This is a genomic window from Tenacibaculum sp. 190130A14a, from assembly GCF_964048965.1.
In the GTDB taxonomy this organism is placed as follows: Bacteria; Bacteroidota; Bacteroidia; order Flavobacteriales; family Flavobacteriaceae; genus Polaribacter; species Polaribacter polynesiense.
In genome coordinates, this window is the sequence record NZ_OZ040189.1 from 1,739,196 (window position 1) to 1,763,206 (window position 24,011).

Annotated in this window: 17 protein-coding genes; 9 read left to right on the forward strand and 8 right to left on the reverse strand. The window is 31.9% G+C overall.

Translation table 11 applies throughout. From position 1 onward, the window contains the following. Nucleotides 1-6: 6 nt before the first annotated feature. On the reverse strand, nucleotides 7-498 hold the full coding sequence (locus ABNT22_RS08420; RefSeq protein ID WP_348717608.1) for a CAP domain-containing protein: 492 nt from the start codon (nucleotides 496-498) through the stop codon (nucleotides 7-9). Nucleotides 499-698: 200 nt separating this feature from the next. Here ABNT22_RS08420 and ABNT22_RS08425 point away from each other — a divergent pair, with 200 nt between their 5' ends. Together ABNT22_RS08425 and ABNT22_RS08430 are read left to right on the forward strand one after the other, a co-directional pair. Further along, complete coding sequence (locus ABNT22_RS08425; protein WP_348717607.1) at nucleotides 699-1,037, forward strand: DUF4870 domain-containing protein; 339 nt, start codon at nucleotides 699-701, stop codon at nucleotides 1,035-1,037. A gap of 113 nt (nucleotides 1,038-1,150) precedes the next feature. After that, nucleotides 1,151-2,092: a C1 family peptidase gene (locus tag ABNT22_RS08430; protein WP_348717606.1), complete on the forward strand. Its 942-nt coding sequence runs from the start codon at nucleotides 1,151-1,153 to the stop codon at nucleotides 2,090-2,092. Here ABNT22_RS08430 and ABNT22_RS08435 read toward each other — a convergent pair. Together ABNT22_RS08435 and ABNT22_RS08440 are read right to left on the reverse strand one after the other, a co-directional pair. After that, a complete protein-coding gene (locus ABNT22_RS08435; protein ID WP_299104962.1) occupies nucleotides 2,089-2,523 on the reverse strand; it encodes a DUF4268 domain-containing protein in 435 nt (144 codons plus the stop codon). The two genes, ABNT22_RS08430 and ABNT22_RS08435, sit on opposite strands and share 4 nt — an antisense overlap. Further along, complete coding sequence (locus tag ABNT22_RS08440; RefSeq protein WP_348717605.1) at nucleotides 2,523-3,104, reverse strand: tRNA-(ms[2]io[6]A)-hydroxylase; 582 nt, start codon at nucleotides 3,102-3,104, stop codon at nucleotides 2,523-2,525. Before ABNT22_RS08440 ends, ABNT22_RS08435 begins: the two co-directional genes overlap by 1 nt. Before the next feature lie 265 nt (nucleotides 3,105-3,369). Between ABNT22_RS08440 and ABNT22_RS08445 the strand changes: the two genes are divergently transcribed. The 4 genes from ABNT22_RS08445 (at nucleotide 3,370) to pbpC (ending at nucleotide 14,005) form a co-directional block, all read left to right on the forward strand. Then, nucleotides 3,370-8,889: an alpha-2-macroglobulin family protein gene (locus tag ABNT22_RS08445; protein WP_348717604.1), complete on the forward strand. Its 5,520-nt coding sequence runs from the start codon at nucleotides 3,370-3,372 to the stop codon at nucleotides 8,887-8,889. Nucleotides 8,890-9,039: 150 nt separating this feature from the next. Continuing rightward, nucleotides 9,040-10,167, forward strand: a complete 1,128-nt coding sequence (locus ABNT22_RS08450; RefSeq protein WP_348717603.1) for a metallophosphoesterase family protein — start codon at nucleotides 9,040-9,042, stop codon at nucleotides 10,165-10,167. A 128-nt stretch (nucleotides 10,168-10,295) separates the two neighbouring features. Then, nucleotides 10,296-11,609, forward strand: a complete 1,314-nt coding sequence (locus tag ABNT22_RS08455) for a DEAD/DEAH box helicase (RefSeq protein WP_348717602.1) — start codon at nucleotides 10,296-10,298, stop codon at nucleotides 11,607-11,609. Between the two features lie 47 nt (nucleotides 11,610-11,656). Beyond that, the gene (gene pbpC / locus ABNT22_RS08460; protein ID WP_348717601.1) at nucleotides 11,657-14,005 is read left to right on the forward strand and encodes a penicillin-binding protein 1C; all 2,349 of its coding nucleotides are present in this window, start codon (nucleotides 11,657-11,659) and stop codon (nucleotides 14,003-14,005) included. Here pbpC and ABNT22_RS08465 read toward each other — a convergent pair. Together ABNT22_RS08465 and ABNT22_RS08470 are read right to left on the reverse strand one after the other, a co-directional pair. Beyond that, a complete protein-coding gene (locus ABNT22_RS08465; RefSeq protein WP_348717600.1) occupies nucleotides 13,992-16,205 on the reverse strand; it encodes a SulP family inorganic anion transporter in 2,214 nt (737 codons plus the stop codon). The genes pbpC and ABNT22_RS08465 overlap by 14 nt on opposite strands. Nucleotides 16,206-16,211: 6 nt before the next feature. Beyond that, nucleotides 16,212-17,036, reverse strand: coding sequence for a universal stress protein (locus ABNT22_RS08470; RefSeq protein WP_348717599.1), 825 nt, complete (start codon nucleotides 17,034-17,036; stop codon nucleotides 16,212-16,214). A gap of 84 nt (nucleotides 17,037-17,120) precedes the next feature. On the opposite strand from ABNT22_RS08470, the gene ABNT22_RS08475 reads away from it, so the two are divergent. Then, nucleotides 17,121-18,938 carry a sodium:proton antiporter gene (locus tag ABNT22_RS08475; RefSeq protein ID WP_348717598.1) on the forward strand — a complete coding sequence of 606 codons (1,818 nt, stop codon included), beginning with the start codon at nucleotides 17,121-17,123 and terminating at the stop codon, nucleotides 18,936-18,938. On the opposite strand, the gene dnaX is transcribed toward ABNT22_RS08475, so the two are convergent. Next, nucleotides 18,927-20,627 carry a DNA polymerase III subunit gamma/tau gene (gene dnaX / locus ABNT22_RS08480; protein WP_348717597.1) on the reverse strand — a complete coding sequence of 567 codons (1,701 nt, stop codon included), beginning with the start codon at nucleotides 20,625-20,627 and terminating at the stop codon, nucleotides 18,927-18,929. The two genes, ABNT22_RS08475 and dnaX, sit on opposite strands and share 12 nt — an antisense overlap. A gap of 142 nt (nucleotides 20,628-20,769) precedes the next feature. Between dnaX and msrA the strand changes: the two genes are divergently transcribed. Beyond that, nucleotides 20,770-21,411 carry a peptide-methionine (S)-S-oxide reductase MsrA gene (gene msrA, locus ABNT22_RS08485; protein ID WP_348717596.1) on the forward strand — a complete coding sequence of 214 codons (642 nt, stop codon included), beginning with the start codon at nucleotides 20,770-20,772 and terminating at the stop codon, nucleotides 21,409-21,411. Between the two features lie 64 nt (nucleotides 21,412-21,475). On the opposite strand, the gene ABNT22_RS08490 is transcribed toward msrA, so the two are convergent. After that, entirely contained in the window at nucleotides 21,476-21,781 is a 306-nt protein-coding gene (locus ABNT22_RS08490) for a DUF6787 family protein (protein ID WP_348717595.1), read from the reverse strand. Nucleotides 21,782-21,854: 73 nt separating this feature from the next. Then, nucleotides 21,855-22,502, reverse strand: a complete 648-nt coding sequence (locus ABNT22_RS08495; protein ID WP_348717594.1) for a DUF937 domain-containing protein — start codon at nucleotides 22,500-22,502, stop codon at nucleotides 21,855-21,857. Between the two features lie 118 nt (nucleotides 22,503-22,620). Between ABNT22_RS08495 and ABNT22_RS08500 the strand changes: the two genes are divergently transcribed. After that, entirely contained in the window at nucleotides 22,621-23,946 is a 1,326-nt protein-coding gene (locus ABNT22_RS08500; RefSeq protein ID WP_348717593.1) for a dicarboxylate/amino acid:cation symporter, read from the forward strand. Nucleotides 23,947-24,011 lie beyond the last annotated feature (65 nt).

The following is a 24,011-nucleotide window of genomic DNA, read 5'->3' on the forward strand; positions in this document are numbered from 1 at the left end:
ATGTTGTTACTTCTTAACAAAGATGTTTGTAAAATACCATCTTCCGTTTGCATCCTTTTCTGCTGTAACCTCAAAGTGTGTAAAGTCACCTTCAATATTTTTTCTGTGACCCTCACTTTTAATCCAAGCATCTACTACTGATTTTGCTGAAGAGTATCCGTATGCAACATTTTCTCCAACACCAAGAGCACCAGCATTATTTACCAAGTATTCTCTGCGCTTGTAAAAATTATCGTGAGATACTTTACTTTGCTCAATCATATAATTCGTGTGATTGCTTGTTTGAGACTTGATTGCTTGTAACTTACTTAGTGGAGAGAAACCATTGCTAACTCTGTAATCATTAACCTTCGTTAAGATATCAGCTTCAATAGATTTTTCATTAAGATTTACGGTAAATTCTGTGTTGTTTTCTACTAATTCAACTTCGTTTGAAGAACACGATGTTAAAAATAGCGCACATGCTACTATCAATAACTTTAGGGGTAAGTTATTCATTATTTTGGGGTTTAGGGGTTATAAATAATACGGTTGCAAATTTAAGGCCAAAACACAAAACAAACAAATTAAAGTGTTGGTTTATAGTGAATAAGGGTGTTTTTCCTATGGTTTGAAATATTGCTATTTGTGTTTAATAATAAATGTAACAAAAAGGAAAGTTGCTCGTCTTATTAGTACATTAACCAATTTTTACAAAGATGAAAAAGAACAAAGAATTATTAGTATTAACCCATTTAAGTCAGTTGTTAGATTTTATAACGGGAATAGGTGGACTTATCGTACCTTTAATATTATGGGTTGTAAAAAAGGATGAAGTTTTAGGAATGGATGAACATGGTAAATCGATTATAAATTTTAGAATATCGATGTTTCTATACATTTTATTATGTATTCCTATGGTTTTGTTTTTTGGTTTAGGATTGTTAGGGTTTTTAATAATCGGAGTATTCTATTTTATATTTCCAATAATAAATGCTGTGAAAGCTAGTAATGGAGAAGAGCCAAGCTATCCTTTTACTATCAGGTTTATCAGTTAAAGTAAAAAACTACATATTTAATATAAGAAAAACACTCTTTATAAAAGGGTGTTTTTCCATTTACAATTATTGGTAAATTTATACAACTAAACTAACCAAAACATAATTGTATCATGAGAAAATCGATTTTCTTAGCAGTATTACTGCTCCCTGTTTTTAATAGTGCTGCTCAGCAGTTTAATACGGTAAGTGATTTATTACCAGTAGTTCACTGGAAAAGCCAATCACCTGTTAAGAATCAAGGAGTAAAATTTACCTGTACAGCTTTTGCGGTGGCAGCGGCACTCGAAACATTTCCCGAAGTTCCAAAAGATTTAAGTGAAAAGTATTTGTATGCTATGCAAAAAGCGCATCAATACGATGGGAAAACAAAAGTTATGAGAGGGCACTTTTTAAAGTATTATCCAAACTCTTTAATACAGGATGGTGTTATAGAAGAGAAGTATTTGCCTTACACATTGAACTATGATAAGGTAAGACCTATGAATGAGACACAATTTGAGTCTTATATCATGGAAGGTGAAGTCGGTTTTTTTACCTTATTTAGGAAATATAAAAAGAAGGCAACGGTATTTGTACAAGATTACGAATATTTAGAAACTAAGAAAGCAAAGAATATAGCTTACATAAAACAACTACTAAGAAATGGAGTAAAAGCTATTCCGGTTTCATATGCTAAATTGTATATCCCAGCATGGCAAGCGAATCCTTCAAGAACATTTCAAACCATAACACCAGATAAAGGTTTTAAAGTAAGAGGAGCTGATGGTAGTTTTTCAAAGTACTCCCAAGCAAAAAGACGTTATCTCAATATAAATCAACAAATAATCAATGGAACAATCTCTATGCAGTTTTCAGACACTCAAGATAAATATATGGGACATGCGGTTGTTATTATTGGTTATGATAATCAAGGGTTTATCATTAAGAATTCTTATGGTCCTCAATGGAGAGTAGGTGGTTATGAGCGCATAAGCTATGATTTTCATGAGATATTTGCCGTTGAAGCGCTGGTAATTAAAAAGGTAAAGGTTAAAAAACGAGGATGGTTTTAAATAGCTTGCTTTATAAAGTCTTCATATTCGTAGAAGAATAATTCAAATTTAGACATGGTTGCTACGAAAAACTCGTAGCAATCTCTCCAAGTATTTTTATTATGAATGCTAAACTTCTTTTCATAAGGAACATAAATACGTCTAATTATTTTTCCGCTTTCTAATTCAAAAGTAGCATCATAAATAACCTCAGGAATTTCGGCTTCTAATAGTTTTCTCAAAGAAAGCATTTGATCGTATAATAGCTCATTAGCATCTTCATCTAAATGTTCAAAATCTAAACAAACAGAAGCCTTTTTTCGATCTGCTTGAAACTTAAAAGCAAACCCTTTTATTTTGGTATTGTACAATAACCATTTTCTTGGAAAAGATTTTCCAAAACTAGTCCAAAACTCTTTTCGTAAACGAGCTGATTCTTCTCTACTAAACACTATCCGTGAACTTTAGCAATGGTTCCTCTATTTTTCATCATATTAGCTTCAAAAGCTAATAAATCATTCCATTTTTTATCAACAACTTCTCTATCCATGTAAGTACGAGCGTATCCTAAGAACAAAGTATAATGATTTGCTTCAGAAACCATTAAATCACGATAAAAAGTAGCTAGTTGTTCGTCTTTCATATTGTCAGAAAATACTTTAAAACGCTCACAACTACGAGCTTCAATTAAAGCAGCAACCAATAAACGATGTACTAAAGCTTCTGTTCTATTAGAAGATTTAGGAAAAAACTGTTGTAATTTTAAGGCATAGTCATTTTTCGTAGCTTGTCCCAAAACCATTCCTCTATCAACCATTAAATTATGAACCATTCTAAAATGCTCCATTTCTTCAATAGCAATATCGCTCATATCTTTTACCAATGCGGTTTCTTCAGAATAGTTGATAATAATAGATACTGCATTTGAGGCAGCTTTTTGCTCTGCGAATGCATGATCTGTTAATAATTGTTCTAGTCCGTTTGCTGCAACATCTACCCAAGAAGTTTCTGTTTCAAATTTTAATCCTAACATGTTCTTTATTTCTGGGTGTAAAAGTAAAAAATATATGGCATAAATTATATTTCAAAAGTTTAAAATGGCTAGTTTTGTTTAGGTCTTATTTACTAAGTAATATTCAAAAGTTTTAAGGAGTTGCTTAGATTTAGTTAGCCTAATAAAAATTGCATTTAACACGAATACTCATTGAAATGATACGAATTCTAAATTTAGAATTGAGATAGCTACATTTTCAGTAACTTTAGTATTCAATTAAAAAGCTATCAAAAACATAACTAGAATGAAATTCAACCTTCCACAGCAACTTTCAAGAAATATTCAATTTCTTAGTGTATTATTTGTACTATTAACCATAGTTTCTTGTAAGAAAGATTCCAAAGTAGAGAGTAATATCAATGCATTTAGTGAATATATAAGCGTATATCCTGAAAAGCTAATTTCTACGACGGCGAACTTACAGTTTCTTTTAAAAAAGAGTCCGAAAGTTACAGAGATTAAAGATGATGTTATTTCTGTTTCACCAAAAGTAGCAGGAGAAGTTATTTTGAAAGACAATATGCTAAGTTTTGTGCCTGAAGATAAACTCCAAAATAATAAGGAATATACAGTAACACTACATTTATCAAAGTTGTATGATGATGTGGAAAGTGATTTAAAAAACTTAACTGTAAAGCTAAAAACAAAAGAGTTATTATTTAATGTATCCTTAGAATCACCAAAAGTGTATTCTAAAGACTTATACTATGTAGAAGGAAGTTTAACGACAAGTGATGTTGTGGAAAGTAGTTTACTTTCAGATATTTTAAATGCAAAATATCAAGGAAACGCGAAGGCAATAAACTTTGATACTAACGAAAAGTATGTATCAAAAGTATATTTTAAAATAGATAGCTTAGAAAGAAAAATAGAGGATACTTCTTTACATGTTTTATGGAATGGTAACGCAATTGGATCAAATTCAAAGGGAGATCGGGAAATAACTATAACAGGGAAAAATAATTTTAAAGTATTAAATGTAGAAGTTCTTGATACGGATAAACAACATATTGAAATAAGTTTTTCAGATCCTATTCAAAAATCGCAAGATTTGATAGGGTTAATTCAGTTTTCTAATACACAAAGAAGAAGGTTTACTTATAAAGTAAACAATAATATAGTTACTATTTATCCTACAGCTTCTTTTAAGAATAAAGTAGATATCGAAGTTTTTAAAGGAGTTAAAAATGTTAGTGGATATAGTTTAAAAAATGGTTTCACAAAAACCTTGCACTTTGAACAAATAAAACCAGAAGTTAGTTTTATTAAAAGTGGTACAATTTTACCAAATTCAGAAAACCTAAAAATAAATTTTAAAGCAGTAAACCTTAGAGCTGTAGATGCTACTATTTATAAGGTTTATAAAGATAACGTATTGCAATTTTTACAGTATAATAACTTAGGTAATCAAGGTAATTTACGTTATGTTGGAAGACCCATAGCAAAGTATACTGTTAATTTATCTAATCAAGGACTGAATCTAGATAAGGAAAATGCATTCGCCTTTGATTTAGCGGATATCATTTCTGTAGAGGATGGAGCTATGTATCGTGTAGAATTAGGGTTTCATAAAGAATATTCTAATTATTCATGTGATGGAGCATACAATACTACCACCATAGTATACGGAAAGAAGGAAATTAAAGAAGAACCATATAATAATCCGAATTATTACAATGATGATTATTATAGTTACAATTGGCGTGATAGACAAAATCCATGTACTACGTCTTACTATTACAATAAAAATAAAAGCACCAATATCTTAGCTACCAATTTGGGAGCTATTATAAAAAAAGGAAATAATAATAAAACCTTTATTGCGGTTACGAACTTGTTGACAGCTGCACCTGTAGATGGAGCTAATGTAACCTTGTATAACTTGCAAAAACAGCCTATTGTAAATACAAAATCAGATAAAGAAGGGATTGCAACTTTCGATGATGTTACGAATGCCTTTTTTGCTGTTGTAAGCAAGAATAATAATACTACGTATATCAAACTCAATGATGGAAATGCCTTGTCAATGAGTAAATTTGATGTGTCTGGAACGAAACTTCAAAAAGGGATTAAAGGATATATTTATGGAGAAAGAGGTGTTTGGAGACCAGGAGACCAATTGTACCTCACATTTGTTTTGAATGATAATGCAAATCCGTTACCAGAAAATCATCCAATAAAATTTGAGTTAAGTAATCCACAAGGAAAAATTGTGGAACGAAAAGTATTGTTTAAAAACGCTACAAATGTATACGGGTATAGTCCTAAAACAAATTCAGAAGCAATTACTGGAAATTGGAAGTTAAAGGTAAGTGTTGGAGGAGCTGTTTTTAATAAGACCTTAAAGATAGAAACGATCAAACCGAATCGTTTAAAAATAAAATTTGATGCCAAACCAGATTATTTCAAAGCGAAAGAACCTATTGCAGGAGATGTTGAAGTAAAATGGTTGCATGGAGCTATTGCTCGAAACTTAAAATTAGATATCAAAGGAAAGTTTACACAAACAAAAACAACTTTTCCGAAGTTTACTAATTACAATTTTGACGATGTTACCAGACGTTTTGGTACAGAGGAATTTTCAGTTTTAGATGGAAAATTGAATAATGAAGGAACAACTAATTTTTCAGTAAGGCCAACATTATCAACTAAAGCTCCTGGGATGTTAAAAGCTAGTTTTATTACGAAAGTATATGAAAATGGAGGGGATTTTAGTACAGATGTTTTTTCAAAAAAAGTATCACCTTATACAAGTTATGTAGGATTGTTGAATGCTGAAGAAACCCAATCAAAGAATTACTTATTTACAGATGAAAAATATACCTTTAATGTTGCTACTGTTAATGAAAACGGAAAAGGAATAGCTAATAACTTAGAGGTAAAAGTATATAAACTATCTTGGAGATGGTGGTGGAGTACGTCAGATAACGGATTGTCAAGTTATGACGGAACGCGTTATCATCAATCTTATAAAACGCTTAAAGTTAGCACAAATGCAAATGGAAAAGGAAGCTTTGATTTAAAAATTGATGAGAATGATTGGGGACGTTACTTAATCAAAGTAACTGATAAGAAAAGTAAGCATGTGACTTCTTCGGTAGTTTATTTTGATTGGCCATCTTGGTATGGAAAAAAGAAAGGAAGTCAAGATAAAACAAATGCTACCATGTTAGTTTTTACAACTGATAAGGAAAGCTATCAAGTAAATGAAACGGCAGTAGTTAAGTTTCCTAGTTCTGAAGGTGGGCGTGCATTGATTACTATAGAAAATGGTACAGAAGTATTGAACCATTTTTGGGTGGAAACACAAGGAAAGCAAACAGAATTCTCTTTTCCTGTATTACCAAGTTACACACCGAATGTATTTGTAAATATTTCGTTATTACAACAACATGCACAAACCGTAAATGATTTACCTATAAGAATGTATGGTTCCATTCCAATGCTAGTAAATGATCCTGCAACAAAACTAGCACCAGAAATAAGTCTAGCGGAAGAGATAAGACCAGAATCAACAGCAACGATTAGTGTAAAAGAAAAAGATGGAAAACCAATGACCTATACCATTGCTGTAGTAGATGAAGGTTTGTTAGATTTAACCCGATTTAAGACGCCAAATCCTTGGAGTACTTTTTATGCACGTCAGTCATTAGGAGTAAAAACATGGGATGTTTTTGATGATGTTATTGGTGCCTATGGAGGTAAAGTAAATCAGATTTTAAGTATTGGAGGAGATGAAGCTGAAGCGGGAAGTAAAAATAGAAAAGCAAATCGCTTTAAGCCAATGGTAACCTATTTAGGACCTTTTGAATTAAAAAAGGGAGCGACTGAGAAACATGAAATAAAAATTCCTAAATATGTCGGGTCTGTAAGAGCTATGGTGGTAGCAACGGATACTAAGAAAGAAGCTTACGGAAGTGATGAAAAAACGGCTTTTGTGCGTAAACCAGTAATGGTCTTAGCATCTTTACCAAGAAAGATAACACCACAAGAAACGGTTACATTACCGGTTACTGTATTCGCAATGAAACCATCTATTAAAAATGTAAAAGTAACGGTAGCGTCAAATGAATCCTATACCATTATAGGAGATAAAACTGAAACCATCAATTTTACTCAACCTGATGAGAAAATGGCCTATTTTACATTGAAGGTAAATGACTTTAAAGGAATAGGAAAGGTTAAAGTAGAAGCAAGTTCAGGAAGAGAAAAGGCTACTTATGAGGTGGAGATTGATGTGTTAAACCCAAACCCTGTTACAACAGAAGTAAAAGACATGGTACTGAAAACAAATGAGCAAAGTGAAATAAATTTTGCAACGTTTGGAACCGAAGGAACAAATAGTGCCAGTATTGAGCTGTCAACATTACCTCCTATGAATTTTACAAAACGATTGGGATACTTAATTCAATACCCACATGGATGTGTTGAACAAACTACCTCAAGTGCATTTCCTCAGGTATATTTAACAGAGATTTTTGAGTTATCAGATGACAAAAAACAATCGATAGAAAGAAATATCAAAGCAACCATTCAACGATTGTCAGATTTTCAATTATCTAATGGAGGCTTGTCCTACTGGCAAGGATCAGGATCAGCAAATAGTTGGGGAACCTCATATGCCGGACATTTTATGATAGAAGCGGCTAAAAAGGGATATGCATTACCAATTGGATTTAGATCAAAATGGATTGGTTATCAAAAGCAACAAGCTCGAAATTGGAGAAATGGAAATACGTATTATAACAATGCTTTATCTCAAGCATATAGATTGTATACACTGAGTTTAGCAAACAGTCCAGATTTAGCATCGATGAACCGTTTAAGAGAAACCAATGGTATTTCTAACGAAGCAAAAATGCGATTGGCAGCGGCGTATGCTTTAATAGGAAAAGAATCAGTAGCAAAGTCAATTTTAAGGTCGCTTACTTCAGAATCTTACCGACGCACTAATTATTATAACTATGGTTCTGAAACAAGAAATAAAGCCATGGCTTTAGAAACTTATACCTTGTTAAATGATGATACAAAAGCTATTAAACTAGCTAAAGAAATATCAGAAAGTCTCTCTGGAAATCAATGGATGAGTACGCAAACAACAGCTTATAGCTTGTTAGCCATAAGTCAATATGCTTTAAGAAACGGAGAAAATAGTGGAATTGAAGCAAACTATGCTTTTAATGGAGAAAGTAATAATGTGAATACTTCAAAATCTTTATATGTTAAAGACATACTTCAACTTAAAAAAGAAAATGTAGTTAAGTTGAACAATAAAGGCAAAGGAGTATTGTATGTTAGAGTTTTAAACAAAGGAATTTTACCAGTAGGAGAAGAGAAATCTCTTCAGAAGAATTTAGAATCAAAAGTGATTTATAAAACCAAAGAAGGAACTCAAATTGAACCAGACAAGTTAACTCAGGGAAGTAATTTTATTGCAGAAGTTACGGTTAGAAATACAACCAATAGAAAAGTAGAAAACGTGGCATTGACCCAATATATTCCATCAGGATGGGAAATAGTGAATACTCGCTTTACCGATTTCGGAAATAGCACAACTTCTTCTAATGTAGATTATACGGATATAAGAGATGCTAGTATTAGTAACTATTTTACATTGAAATCATACGAAACAAAAACATTTAGAGTGCTGTTAAATGCTTCTTATCTAGGAATATACTACCTACCAGGAATTCAGGTTGAAGCTATGTATGATAATGACTACATTTCTAGAAATAAAGGAAGATGGGTACAAGTAGTAAAGTAAATAACGATGTTTTGTTTTAATACAAAGAGTTAGATATGGTTTTGATCTTATAGAAATTTGAGTTATGCTTATCGAGTTTATTAGAATTAGTTGGTTGAGATTAACAGATAATATTTATTTTAGAATACTAACTAACTAAACAATAAACAAATGAACAAAAGTATTGTACTTATTTTATTAGCTATTTTAACGATAGGCTGTAAATCAAAAGAGAAAGAAAATGTCAAATCAACATCAGAAAAAAAAGAAATTGTAGAGAAGAAAAAAGATTCTGTAATTTTTAGTTTTACTTTTTTAGGATGTAATAGAGTAGATAGACACCAAGTAGGAGATACTACCGCAACTAATGCATCCACCGCGAACTTATCAGCAATGAAACGAATTTGGACAGAAATTGCTGATTTAAAAAGAAAACCTGATTTGTTCTTTTTTTTAGGAGATATGGTGTTGGCAGAATCAACAACTGAAAATTTAGAAAATCAATTAGTAGCTTGGAAAGAATTGTATTACAACACCAATTTTAGTACAATTAGTAAAGCGAATATAGAAATGGTAGCAATTCCAGGAAATCATGAAATGTTGTATTGGCATGACTATAATGTACCACATCATGATGAATGGCCTTTAAAAGGAGCTACACAAATTTGGATGAAGCATATGGCAGAATATATGCCAAAAGATAGAGATTATGTTATGGGAAAAGATAGTATAAACAATCAAATGACTTTTGCTTTTAAACGAAAGAATATAGGCTTTGTATTGATGAATACAGATACTTATAATACACCTACTACTGAAAACCCATATGGATTGGAAGGACAAATACCTACCAATTGGATAATTAATAAGGTTGAAGAGTATAGAAAAGATCCATTAATAGATCATGTTTTTGTCTTAGGACATAAACCTTATTATGTAAGTGGTAAACCAGAAACAGGACATGCTGGTTTTCCAGAAGGTCCAGTATTATGGCCCAAGTTAGTTGAGAATAAGGTAGTAGCAATGTTATCTGCTCATTTGCATGATTACCAGAGAATGCAACCGGGAGGAGAAGGAACCTATCAAGTAATTGCAGGGAATAGTGGAAGCCCTGGGTCTGCAAAGTTTTTCGGGTACTCTAAAATAGATATTTTGAGTTCAGGAGAAGTAAAGCTAACTTCAATGGGGTATGATGTTGGAAATCCATATTACAAAGCAGTTCCAGATAATCCTTCAACTGTAAGAGATCAAACGACATTAACATGGAGTAAAAATAAGAACCCTTATCTGAATAATTAGGAGAAGTAAAATCTTTTATATAGGGCTTATTAAGAACTTTCTTGATAAGCTTTTTTATTAAAAATTAAACCCTAATTACTGTAATAAGACTGACTATCTTTGTTGCAAATAAAAATTCATAGATATAAATGGCAAATACAATAAAGACACAAGAAGATATTTTAGCAAAGCTTAATATCTATGAACTAAATGAAATGCAAAAAGAAGCGGTTTCAGTGGTAGAAACAAATGTTAATACCGTTATATTATCGCCAACAGGTACAGGTAAAACCTTAAGTTTTTTATTACCAACCTTAAAATTGATAGACTCTAAAAATAATAATGTGCAAGCATTAATTTTGGTTCCTTCAAGAGAATTAGCAATTCAAATAGAGCAAGTACTAAGAGAAATGGGTACTGGGTTAAAAATAAATGCAGTATATGGAGGTAGAGCAATGTCAAAAGATAAGATAGAATTACAACATACACCTAGTATTTTGATAGGAACTCCTGGGAGAATTTCAGACCATATTGCAAGCGATCGTTTTTCGAAAGAACATATTAAAACTTTAATATTAGATGAATTTGATAAGTCGTTAGAAGTAGGTTTTGAATATGAAATGAAAGGAATTATTAATCAGTTACCTAACATAAGTAAGAGAATTTTAACGTCTGCTACACAAGAAACGGAGATACCTAGCTTTGTGGGGTTAGATTCTCCAAAAGTATTAAACTATTTAACTGGGAAAAAATCTAAAAAATTAACGCTAAAAACGGTTGTATCACCTTCAAAAAATAAAGAACAAACATTAGTAGATTTATTGCAACACATAGGAGATAAATCGGGAATTGTATTTTGCAATTTTAAAGATAGCATACAAAGGGTAAGTGAGTTTTTATCAAAAAATAGAATAGCACATAGTTGTTTTTCTGGAGGAATGGAACAAAGAGATCGCGAACGATCACTAATAAAGTTTAGAAATGGAACAAGTCAAGTACTATTGGCAACAGATTTAGCAGCTAGAGGAATAGATATTCCAGAGCTGAATTATATTGTTCATTATGAATTACCGCAGCGTATAGAAGAGTTTACACATAGAAATGGTAGAACAGCAAGAGTGAATGCAAAAGGAACTGCATATATTTTAAAGTGGCAAAAGGAAGAATTGCCTGAGTTTATTGAAAATGCATCAAATGCCGATATATCGCACAAAGAGAAGGTAAAACCTCGCTATTGGGAAACGTTATTTATTTCAGGAGGAAGAAAAGATAAGATTTCCAAAGGAGATATAGCAGGGTTATTTTTTAAAAAAGGAAACCTAACTAAAGATCAATTAGGTGTTATTGAGTTAAAACAAGATTGTGCTTTTATAGCAGTACCAAAAACAGAAGCTAAAAGATTAGTAGAAAGTTTTAATAATACACGTTTAAAGAATAGAAAGGTGCGCGTTTATATCGTATAAGTTAGTCTTTACGTGTAGTTTTTACTTTTGAAATAGATAAATTGTAAATGAAAAAAAAGGATAACATCTTTAAGAGGCATAGGATAAAAATTATCACTATTGTTTTTTTTATGGTTTTATACTATTTCTGTTTACCTAAACAACTTTTTAATACGCCTACATCAACAGTAGTTACCGCTAAGAATGATGCTTTGTTAGGTGCAATAATAGCTAAAGATGGGCAATGGAGATTTCCAGAATTAGATTCGGTTCCTTATAAATTTGAACAGTGTATTTTACAGTTTGAAGATGCTTATTTTTATGATCACTTTGGATTTAATCCAATTTCTATAGCTAAAGCTTTACAAGAAAATATCAAAGCAAAAAAAGTTGTAAGAGGAGGTAGTACTATTACCCAACAAGTTATTCGTTTATCAAGAAAGAATACGACTCGTTCATATACGGAGAAATTAAAAGAACTTGTTTTAGCTACACGATTAGAGCTTCGTTCTTCAAAAGAAGAAATTTTAACACTCTATGCGTCTCATGCTCCTTATGGTGGGAACGTAGTTGGACTAGAAATGGCAGCTTGGAGATATTTTGGGTTAGCACCACATCAACTTTCATGGGCAGAAAGTGCTACGCTGGCAGTTTTACCTAATGCTCCTTCTCTTATTTACCCAGGTAAGAATCAATTAAGACTTAAAAAGAAAAGAGATACTTTATTAAAAAAGTTGTTTCAAGAGGAGATCATTGACAAAGAAACCTATGAATTAGCTATTGAAGAAGAGCTTCCTAAGAAACCTTATAAATTACCTACAGTAGCACCACATTTTGTGCAAGAAGTAGCCAAAAAACATCCTGGTAAACGTATAAGAAGTTCTATTGATATTTATTTGCAACGACAAATAAACACGATTGCTAAAAAGCATTATGAATTACAAAGACAAAACGAAGTACATAATTTGGCTATTTTAGTGTTAGATGTTGAAAAGAGAAAAGTACTTAGTTATATAGGAAACGCTCCTACCACCAAACATCATCAAAAGGATGTGAATAATGTGATAGCTCCAAGAAGTACAGGAAGTACTTTAAAGCCTTTCTTATATGCACATATGCTAAATGAAGGTGAATTATTACCAACGCAATTGGTTGTTGATGTACCAACAGAAATAGCTGGATATACCCCTAAAAATTTCGATTTAACTTTTGATGGAGTAGTTCCTGCAAATGAAGCGTTGACAAGATCCTTAAACATTCCAGCAGTAAGAATGTTGCAAAGCTATGGTTTAGAGAAGTTCAGAGAAGATTTAAAAAAGTATAATATAAACGATATTAATAAGTCTGCCGATTATTATGGACTTTCTTTAATCCTTGGAGGAGCAGAAGCTAGTTTGTGGGATCTATGCAAAACATTCGCTGGATATGCTGGAACTATCAATCATTATGAAGATTTAAAACATCAATATTATTCACAAGAGTTTATAGAACCAAGTTTCTTACAATTGAAAGAAATCGTTTACGGAAAGAAACAAAAAGAATATACTAATATAGATGCAGGATCAGCCTTTACAACACTGAATACACTTACAGAAGTAAACAGACCATACACAGATCAAGCATGGAAGTACTTTGACTCCTCTCAAAAGATAGGATGGAAAACAGGAACTAGTTTTGGTAATAAAGATGCTTGGGCTATTGGAGCAACTCCAAAATATGTAGTAGGAGTTTGGGTAGGAAATTCAGACGGAGAAGGAAGAGCGGATTTAACAGGAGTTGGGAGTGCAGCACCTATCATGTTTGATGTGTTCGATGTATTACCTAAATCATCATGGTTTTTAGAACCTTTTGAAGATTTAGTAGAAGAGAATATCTGTAAAAAAAGTGGGTATTTAGCTTTACCTATCTGTGAATCTACAAGAAAGAGAATTCCTAAAAAAGGAATTCGTGTAAAGCCATGTCCTTATCATAAAGAAGTTACGGTAGATAAAACAGAGAAGTATCGAGTAAATACCAATTGTGAATCTGTTAGTAATATTAAAAGAAAACCATGGTTCGTATTACCTCCATTAATGGCCTATTATTACAAACAGAAAAATGCAGATTATAGTGTGTTACCAAACTATAAACAAGGATGTATTGAAGAAGATCTAAACACAATGGACTTTGTGATTCCAACCAAATATGAATCAACAGTTTCATTAACCAAAGGAGCAGATGGAAATGTAAATCCATTAATTTTGAAGTTGACACATTCCAATCCTGAAGCAAATGTATTTTGGTATATGAATGAAAAATACATTGGTAAAACGCAACAATATCATGAAAAAGAAATACTCCCTAAAAAGGGAGTATATAAAATTACGGTCTTAGATGATTTTGGTAATGAAAAAACACGTATGCTTAAATTGCAATAGCTTCTTTTTTCTTGCATATAGTATTTTGTAAACGCATACCATAATCAGCTAACGCTTTAATTTCTTTAACACCGGCTAAACGTTCTCTACCAATAATTAATAACCCTCGATTGCTGGCTTCAATGTGGTAGTATGTATTACTTTCGAAAAAGAGTACTAATTCATCTGTAAAGAAATGCTTTATTTCTGAAGTGCTTTTACCAGATAAATAAAAACGTTTAGAAAAATCTGGATGCTCATCTATATCAATATCTTTAAATCCAGCGAAATGATATATATACTCAAAAATACCTTCACGATCTAAAGTAAAATCAGGTACGTCATTTTCTAATTGAATATGTAGCATCGTTGCTTTTATAATTTGCTTGGCAAATAATTCACCCTCATGAAATTCAACATCAAACAACGTACAATTTTCATTAGAAAGTACATTTGATACCTTTTTAATTGTACGAGTTTTGAAATAACCAAAGCTAGGGATTTTTGTTACCTGAGAAGGCAATAATTGATATTCCCAACCTAACTCAGTACTGATATGTTGTAGTGATTTTTGTCTTTTAGTTAAATTATGAACGATACCTAAATCTTCTTGTTGCGTCGGTATATTTTTACGTAAAGCAAAAGGATGTTCACTAGTAGAGTTATGACTATCTAAACCAATTACTTCAAAATGACCTCCTTTACGTTTAAAAGATTCCGCATAATTGTTGAGGTTTTCCATTACTGAATGATCTACAAAATCACATAAGGTAAAGTCAATAATAGCATCTTCATTTTCTGGGATTTGATCTAATTTTGCTTTTAGTTTAGTGTAGTTTAAAAAACTAGAGAAGTTCTTTACTGAAACGTAGTACTTATCATCCTCTTTAAACATTAGAACATTGGGTTTTAATAAGTTTCTAAAAAACAAACTAAAACTCTTATTGATAAATGTATGAATTACAAAAGTGGCTAGAATACCCACTAAAATACCAGTAATTAAACTTGTGGTAATGGTGGTTAACAAAGTAATTAAGAAAATAACTAACTGTTCCTTTCCAATTTTAAATACTTTGCTAATATTTTCTGGAGAAGCGAGCTTGTAACCAGTGTAAACTAAAATAGCGGCTAATGCTGAAAGTGGAATCTTACGTAATTCACTAGCAAAAAGCAAAATAAATATTACTAAGAACGAAGCATGGAAGAAGTTTGCAGAACGATTGCTTCCCTTATTATTTACGTTTACAGAACTACGAGCAATTACTGTTACCACATTTAAACCACCCAAGAAACCACTAATTACTGTAGCTAATCCCAAAGCTCGAATGTCTTTGTTTACATTAGAACGACGTTTTAATGGATCTAATTTATCTACAGCTTTAATACTCAATAAACTTTCTATACTAGCAATTAATGTAATAGAAATAACCGCGCTGATGAAGTCCATTTCATACACCTTTCCAAAATCAGGGAAGTTAAAATTAGAAACTACATCATCAGGAATATTAATTAATAAATTGGCATCGATAGGATAGTTACTAGCAGAAAAATACTCGAAAAAGTAATACATTCCAACACTTAACATTACAATCCACATAGGAGCAGGAACCAATTGGAAATACTTATTTCTAATTTTACCATAGAATACCATAATAAGCAAACTTATAATACCTACACCACCAGCATACAAAACACTGGTACTATTAGAGGTAACGTAATTATATAACCCTTCTGGTGTTTGTAATACTAATTGTACAATACTTCCTTTGGCATTTAAATTTCCTAACATTACATGAATTTGCTTTGCAAAAATTCCAATACCTATAGCGGCTAGCATTCCTTGTATGGCAGATGCTGGGAAAAAATCTCCTAATGATCCAAGTCTTAAAAAACCTAGAATAACCATAATGAGCCCTGAGATAACTATGGCAGCCAAGGTATATAAAAAACCTTGATGCATATCTCCAGCTCCAAGCGTGGTAATAGCCCCTAAAATAACTACTACTAAACCATTTCCTGGTCCTGTGATAGTTACATTAGAACCTCCTAATAAAGCTACTACAGAACCTCCAATAATTGCTGCTATAATTCCTGAAATAGGAGGTGCTCCTGAAGCCAATGCTAAACCTAAACCTAGAGGTAATGCTATTAAAGAAACAACAAAACCGGAAAAAAGGTTTTGTGGTATATCATTTATAAATGTTTTAAAATTATTCTTCATATTAAGTTACTTCACTATTAAAACATCGGTTGGTAATTCTGATAAAATGTATTCTAAGTCCTGAGGGAAAATTCTATCAAATATCCCTGTTTTTGTTGGAGCATTCATAACAAGTAAATCGGCACGTTTTACTTTTGCATAATGTCCAATAGAATATCCTCTTTTACCAAAGATGTTTTGTGTTTTTACAGTAATATCTTTGGTGTTGATTTCTTCTAAAATTGAACGAACGCGTAAATTTTCACGTTTTTTTATCTGCTCTTTTATTTTCGTACTTTCTTCTAGAGTTTTATCATCGTTAACCCTAACATTTAATTCAGACTGACTAGTTTCTTCAACGATGGTTATTCTTTTACATCCCAAACTATGAGAAACATCAAAAGCTGTTTTTATAGTATCTTGTGTTTTGTCGTCTTTTAGACCATTCACAACAATATGTTTACAAGGAATTCTTTTTACAGAAGGTTTTATCATCAATAAAACAGAACATGGAGCTTTTCTAGTTAGTTTTCTGGCAATTGACCCTACATAATACTTATATAAATTTTCTCTTTGTAAAGCTCCTAGTATCAATAAATCAATTTGATGTTTATGAATAGTGTTTAGTATAACATTTACAGGGTTTCCTTCTTGCCAAATAGTGGTATAAGAATTTGTTTCTGGAACAATATCTAGTAATTGTTTTAGTTTTGCTTCTTTCTCTGGAGTTTTCTTACCAACATGAACTCCAACAAGTTGAGCGTTGAGCATATCAGCTAATCGAATTGCTTCAAATAAGTTGGCTTTTAAATTTGGAGAAAAAGCAATACCAATAAGAATTTTTTTCGTCAAAATTTGTATTTTAAGCCGCCGAAGATAGAGTTTTATTATCGCATACGAAAAAATAACTATTAAGAACACTGAACTTGACAATATATGATTGAATTAGCAGGAATTATCATTCTAGGAATTTTAGCACAATGGGTAGCATGGAAATTCAAAATACCAGCAATTTTACCATTAATATTAATAGGCCTTTTTGTTGGTCCGATTGCGGCTGAATTTTTTAATGAAGATGGAAGTAAATGGATTGAGCCTGTTTGGAATGGAACCAAAGGATTGTTTCCTGGTAATGGTCTGTTTTACTTTGTTTCGTTAGCTATAAGTATTATCCTTTTTGAAGGAGGGTTAACTCTGAGGAAAAGTGAAATATCAAATGTAGGTCCCGTTATAACTAAGTTAATAACTTTAGGGTCTGCCGTGACTTTTGTGATTTCGGCCATATTTGCGCATTATATTTTCAATTTAGGGTGGGAAATTTCTATGCTATTTTCAGCATTGATTATTGTTACTGGACCTACCGTAATATCTCCTATTTTAAGAAATATTCCTTTAAAGAAAGATGTAGCAGCAGTATTAAAATGGGAAGGAATACTAATTGATCCTATTGGAGCTTTAGTAGCGGTATTAATGTTTGAGTTTATTAGTGTAGGAGGAGGAAGCGGATTTACTAAGACAGCTTTATTAGAGTTTGGAAAGATTTTATTGTTTGGGTTTACCTTCGGATTTACTTTTGCACACGCTCTTATATTTGTTGTAAACCGAAAATTGGTTCCTCACTATTTATTAAATGTAGTAGCATTATCATCGGTATTATTAGTTTTTGTACTATCGGATTTGTTCGCTCATGAATCAGGATTACTTTCTGTAGTAGTTATGGGTATGGTCATTGCAAACAGTAAAATTCATAGTTTTGATGAACTACTTTATTTTAAAGAATCATTATCAGTTTTATTGATTTCGATCTTATTCATTTTATTAGCTGCCAACATGAATATTAGCGAATTAAAATTAGTATTCAATTGGGAAGCTCTATTGTTATTTGCATCAGTTGTATTAATTATCCGACCATTAGGAGTATTTCTAAGTACCTATAATTCTAAACTAAAATTGAATGAAAAGTTATTTATAAGTTGGGTTGGTCCTAGAGGTATTGTAGCAGCTGGTATTGCGTCTCTATTCGGAACAAAATTAATGCAGCAAGGAGTAGAAGGAGCCGAGTATATTACTCCTTTAGTATTTATGATTGTGTTAGGAACAGTTTTATTAAATGCAACAACGGCAAGATTGTTTGCAAAGTTAGTTGGGGTTTTCTTAAAAGAATCGAAAGCAATTGTTATCATTGGAGCTTCTGAAGCATCTCGCTTGATTGCTAAATACCTAATAGATAATGATCGAAGAGTGGTGTTGTTAGATAGAAATAAGAGTTATATCAATGAAGCAAGAGATAATGGAATAGAAGCATTTGATGTTGACATTTTTCACGATAGTTTAGATGAAAATGTAGAATTGAATGATGTTGGATATTTAATAGCAATGACAGGTAGTGATGCGGTAAATGAATTTGCAATAAATCAATTTTCTGAATTATATGGAGAACAAGGAACCTTTAGAATTGCAACTTCAAATGAGGCTAAATTGGAAGATAATCAGATGAATGGAATGCTATTAAGTTGTAAAGATGATTATATTAATTTAAATGACAGTGCTAGAGATTATCCTAACATGAATGAGTTAGTAGTAAGCTCTTCTGAAGATTACCTTAATAAGTTAAAAGTAATTAATGATGAGTTAAAGTCAATTCCATTATTTGTGAAAATGGGAGAGAACTTTGAAGTAGTTACCAATGTAAAAGCAGAAGATATTCAGGAAAATAATACAATTGTTTATCTAGGAAAAGAACTAGACATCTAATCCAAAGGTGTTTTTAAGTGTTTCTAAAAGAGGATTCTTCTCTTTAAGCTTTTGATATTTTTCGTGTGGAGTATATGCAAATTTCTTTTCGACTTTTTCATTTACGACCACTTTAATACTAATACCATAGTTGTTTAACGTTTCACGTAAATGTTTTAATAACTTTGGTTTAGCTTTTTCAAGCTGATTAGACATTAAACTATTAGGTAACGAAAAGAGTATTTCGAAGTTGTTTGATAGTTTTGGTTCTCCTGCAGTAATTACAGAAGCTACACTTCGTTCACCACCATTATAAAGCTTAAAATAATATTTTTTCCAAGCATCCTTTAATTGCTCTTCCGTAAAAGGTGTTTTAGGATGATTATCGAAGTTTTCTTCTAAATCAGAACTTTTTTCTTCACGCTTCTCATGAACACTTTTTAACGTAAGAGAAGATGAACGTCTACGAACTCCTTCTAATCTAGGTTTCTTTATTTTAACCTCTTCCTGAGGAATAACTTTCTTTTCAACAGGTCGTTGTTGAACGGGAGAAGGAGTAGGTTTTACTTCTTTCTTTACTTTTGAAATTTTAGGAGATAAAGAAGTAAAAAATGTAGCAGGAATTATGTAGTTGCTAGATTTTTTTTTTGCTCCATCAAAAGTGATAGAGGCAATTTGCATTAAAGTAAGTTCTACCAGTAAACGCTGATTTTTACTACTTCTGTATTTTAAATCACAGTCATTAGCTTTATCAATGGCAGGTAATAAAAACTGCATACTAGCCTTATTAGCCTGTTCTAAATATTTTTTCTTAGTATTATCACCAACTTCTAAGAGCTGAATGGTTGCACTATCTTTAGCAACCAATAAATCTCTAAAATGAGATGCCAGTCCGCTAATAAAGTGATGTCCTTCAAAACCTTTAGAAAGAACTTCATTAAAAGCCATTAATACTTCCGGAATTTTGTTAGATAATAACAAATCAGTCATATTAAAATATACATCATAATCTAAAACGTTCAAGTTTTGAGTAACTGCCTCACGAGTTAGATTATTACCAGAAAAACTCACCACTCTATCAAAAATAGATAGGGCATCACGCATAGCTCCATCTGCTTTTTGAGCAATAATATGAAGCGCATCATCATCGGCAGTAATATTTTCTTTTGCGCAAATCGTTTTTAAATACTCTTTAGCATCTAATACACCAATTCGTTTAAAATCAAAAATTTGACAACGAGATAAAATCGTTGGAATTATCTTGTGTTTTTCAGTGGTGGCTAAGATAAAAATAGCATGTGCAGGTGGCTCTTCAAGCGTCTTTAAAAAAGCATTAAAGGCTGCTTGTGAAAGCATGTGCACCTCATCAATAATGTATACCTTGTATTTTCCAGTTTGAGGAGGAATTCTTACCTGATCTGTTAAATTACGAATATCATCAACAGAGTTATTCGAAGCTGCATCTAATTCGAAAATATTAAAAGCAAAATCTTCATCTTCTGTGGTTGAACTTTCTTGGTTTATTCGTTTTGCTAAGATTCTAGCACACGAAGTTTTACCAACACCTCTTGGTCCTGTAAACAATAAAGCTTGTGCTAAATGATTGTTTTTTATAGCATTTTCTAACGTATTTGTAATGGCTTGTTGCCCTACAACATCCTCAAAATTTTGAGGTCTATATTTACGTGCCGATACTATAAAATGTTCCATTAATTACTTTTGTTTACTTGAACAAAAATAGAAAACCCAACAGCAACACACAAACAATTTTCTTAAGGAAAACATAAAGTTGTAAACAATTGTATGTAGTTGTTTTTTTTAACGACCAATGAGTCATAAACATTATAAAAGAATGAAAAAATACATTTTAGCAGTACTTACTTTAAGTTTAGTGTTTTATAGTTTTAAAACAGTAGGAGAGCATGATAAAGAGAAGGTATTACCTAAGAATATTGAAACTAAAGTAGCATATTTTGCAAGTGGATGTTTTTGGTGTGTAGAGGCCATTTTTGAAAGTGTAAATGGAGTAGAAGAGGCTGTTTCTGGTTATGCTGGAGGACATACAAAAAGACCTACGTATCAAACTATAGGAACTGGAAGAACTGGACATGCAGAAACGGTAGCAGTATATTACGATCCTAAAATAGTGAGTTTTCAAACCTTAGTAGATGTTTTTTTTGGATCTCATAATCCAACAACAAAAAACGGGCAACATCCAGATTATGGAACACAATATCGTTCTATTGCTTTTTATCAAAACGAGAAGGAGAAAAAAATCATTGAGAATACCATTGAGAAATTAAATAAAGAAATTTATAAAGGTAAAATAGTGACTGAAGTTACCAGTTTTACTAGGTTTCATAGAGCTGAAGAGTATCACCAAAACTATGAAAAGTTACATCCTTATAATTCTTATGTAAGGAATGTCTCAATACCGAGACTAAACAAATTCAAAAGAAAGTTTCCCCATCTTTTAAAAAATAAAGTTCATTAATAGAATTTATTAATTAATAGTTTGAATGCTGAAACCTTTTGATCTAGTGATAGGTCAAAAGGTTTTATTTTTTAAATAAAAACCCAAGTCCTAAGCGACTTAAAAACTTCTTTTCAAATTCCCAGAAGAAATCAAACTTTCCAAATAACCAACCTACTATTGGTAAGGTAGTTTGATAAATAGGAAAAATCAATAGGAAACGATAAAGACCATATAAAAACCAATGTGTATTATCTGAAGTGATATTAAAAAATGATAAAACAGGACCTCCTATTTTAGCGGCAAAAGACCCGTTAATTGAAAAAACCAGTAGTACTGCAATGACATCCCAAGTAGTTTTTAGCCCCCAACGTTGTTTTAATTTTTCCATGGTGCAAAAATAACTAAAAGAAAAAGGGCAAACAACAAATGTTTACCCTTTTAAGAATGTATTTTAATTAAGTTTATTTCTTACCAAAAAGTCCACCAAGTAATCCTCCTAATAATCCACCTGATTTTTGATTGCTAGCTCCACCTAATACCATTCCTGCTACATCATCTACAACACTACCATCTCCATCAGCATCTAAGATTTGCTCAAGGAAGCTTTGTTCTTTCTGAGCAGAGTTACCTCCTAATAAACCTCCAAGTAGTCCAGTTAAGTCACCAGAGTTATTTACATTACTTTGACGTGTTTGCTTACCTAAAACCCCCATTAAAATTGGAGCTGCGGTTTTTAAAATATTAGCAACTGATCCAGCATCAATTCCTGCTTTTTGACCAATAACTGCCTCAACACCTTGTTGTTTATTACCCAAAACATGACCTAAAATTTTGCTTCCATCTTGTAAAACATCCGCATTTACTCCACCTTGAAATAAATCTCCAAGATTATCTAAAATACTTCCATCATGTTTGTTAGATAAAGCACCCATTAAACCTTCAGCACCTTGCGGTGTAGCTGCATTACGTTGCATCGCTTTCATTAAAACTGGTAAAGCCATAGTTAATACACTTCCAGTTTTATTAGTGTCTTGCCCTGTAGATCCTGCTACTCCTGAGATTATAGTTTTTCCTAAGTCGCTGTTTAATAGGTCTAAAATTCCTTCCATTTGTTCTTTTTTAAGATTAGTAATTCGTTTTCAGTAATTGAGACACAAGTTACGAATTTAAAGTCACATTTGTTTCAATAATTATTTTTACCTTTCAGCTTTTAAAATAAACTATTACATGAAAAAAATGGCATTACACTGGAAGATTCTTATAGGAATGGTTCTAGGTATATTATTTGGATTGGCAATGACTGCAGTTGATGGTGGAGCAGATTTTGTAGGAGATTGGATAAAACCGTTAGGGACAATTTTTGTTAAACTACTAAAATTAATAGCGGTTCCATTAATTATAGCATCTTTGGTAAAAGGAATTTCTGATTTAAAGGACATTTCAAAGTTTAAAAATATTGGATTACGAACCATTGTGATTTATGTGGGTACTACAGTGATGGCAATTACGATAGGATTGTTACTAGTTAATATTGTAAAGCCAGGAAATGGAATATCTGAAGAAACGATTACCAGATTAACGGAGACTTATGCTAATAGTGGTGGTGTTCAGGCGAAAATTGCAGAAGCATCAAAACAAAAAGCAAGCGGACCTTTACAGTTTTTAGTCGATATGGTGCCTGAGAATGCTATGAAAGCAATGAGTAATAACAAAGCTATGTTGCAAGTAATTTTCTTTACCATAATTTTAGGGATTTCCATGTTACTAATTGGAGAAAAAAAAGCTAAGCCATTAAAGGACTTTTTTGATTCTCTAAACGAGGTGGTATTGAAAATGGTAGATTTAATTATGTTATTTGCTCCTTATGCCGTATTTGCTTTATTAGCAAGTGTAGTAGTATCATCAAATGACCCAGATTTATTATTAGCACTATTAAAATATGCGTTTACTGTTGTTGGTGGTTTATTAATAATGGTTGTGTTCTATATGATTTTAGTAAGTGTGTTTACGAAAAAGAATCCATTATGGTTTTTACAGCAAATAAGTCCAGCGCAGTTATTAGCATTTTCAACAAGTAGTAGTGCAGCAACCTTACCTGTTACTATGGAGCGTGTAGAAGAGCATGTAGGAGTAGATAAAGAAGTATCGAGTTTTGTACTTCCTGTGGGAGCAACTATTAATATGGATGGTACTAGTTTATATCAAGCAGTAGCGGCAGTATTCATTGCTCAAGCTTTAAGTTTTGACTTAAGTTTTGCAGATCAGTTAACGATTATATTAACAGCACTATTGGCATCAATAGGTTCTGCTGCAGTTCCAGGGGCTGGTATGGTAATGTTAGTGATTGTATTAGAAGCAGTAGGTTTTCCAGGAGATAAATTAGCTATTGGTTTAGCGCTTATTTTTGCGGTAGATAGACCGTTAGATATGTGTAGAACAGTAATCAATGTAACAGGTGATGCAACGGTATCTGCATTAGTAGCTAAATCAGTTGGGAAATTAGGAGATCCAAAGCCTAAAAACTGGGATGATCATTATGATGAAGTAAAGTAAAATTTCACTTTTATATATTAAAAAAAAAACTATTTTTATAAACACCAATGTACATAGCTATATTG

Coding starts and splice junctions, on each gene's coding strand:
- ABNT22_RS08420 (WP_348717608.1), bottom strand. CDS start 498: ATGAATAACTTACCCCTAAAGTTATTGATAGTAGCATGTGCGCTATTT.
- ABNT22_RS08425 (WP_348717607.1), top strand. CDS start 699: ATGAAAAAGAACAAAGAATTATTAGTATTAACCCATTTAAGTCAGTTG.
- ABNT22_RS08430 (WP_348717606.1), top strand. CDS start 1,151: ATGAGAAAATCGATTTTCTTAGCAGTATTACTGCTCCCTGTTTTTAAT.
- ABNT22_RS08440 (WP_348717605.1), bottom strand. CDS start 3,104: ATGTTAGGATTAAAATTTGAAACAGAAACTTCTTGGGTAGATGTTGCA.
- ABNT22_RS08445 (WP_348717604.1), top strand. CDS start 3,370: ATGAAATTCAACCTTCCACAGCAACTTTCAAGAAATATTCAATTTCTT.
- ABNT22_RS08450 (WP_348717603.1), top strand. CDS start 9,040: ATGAACAAAAGTATTGTACTTATTTTATTAGCTATTTTAACGATAGGC.
- ABNT22_RS08455 (WP_348717602.1), top strand. CDS start 10,296: ATGGCAAATACAATAAAGACACAAGAAGATATTTTAGCAAAGCTTAAT.
- pbpC (WP_348717601.1), top strand. CDS start 11,657: ATGAAAAAAAAGGATAACATCTTTAAGAGGCATAGGATAAAAATTATC.
- ABNT22_RS08465 (WP_348717600.1), bottom strand. CDS start 16,205: ATGAAGAATAATTTTAAAACATTTATAAATGATATACCACAAAACCTT.
- ABNT22_RS08475 (WP_348717598.1), top strand. CDS start 17,121: ATGATTGAATTAGCAGGAATTATCATTCTAGGAATTTTAGCACAATGG.
- dnaX (WP_348717597.1), bottom strand. CDS start 20,627: ATGGAACATTTTATAGTATCGGCACGTAAATATAGACCTCAAAATTTT.
- msrA (WP_348717596.1), top strand. CDS start 20,770: ATGAAAAAATACATTTTAGCAGTACTTACTTTAAGTTTAGTGTTTTAT.
- ABNT22_RS08490 (WP_348717595.1), bottom strand. CDS start 21,781: ATGGAAAAATTAAAACAACGTTGGGGGCTAAAAACTACTTGGGATGTC.
- ABNT22_RS08495 (WP_348717594.1), bottom strand. CDS start 22,502: ATGGAAGGAATTTTAGACCTATTAAACAGCGACTTAGGAAAAACTATA.
- ABNT22_RS08500 (WP_348717593.1), top strand. CDS start 22,621: ATGAAAAAAATGGCATTACACTGGAAGATTCTTATAGGAATGGTTCTA.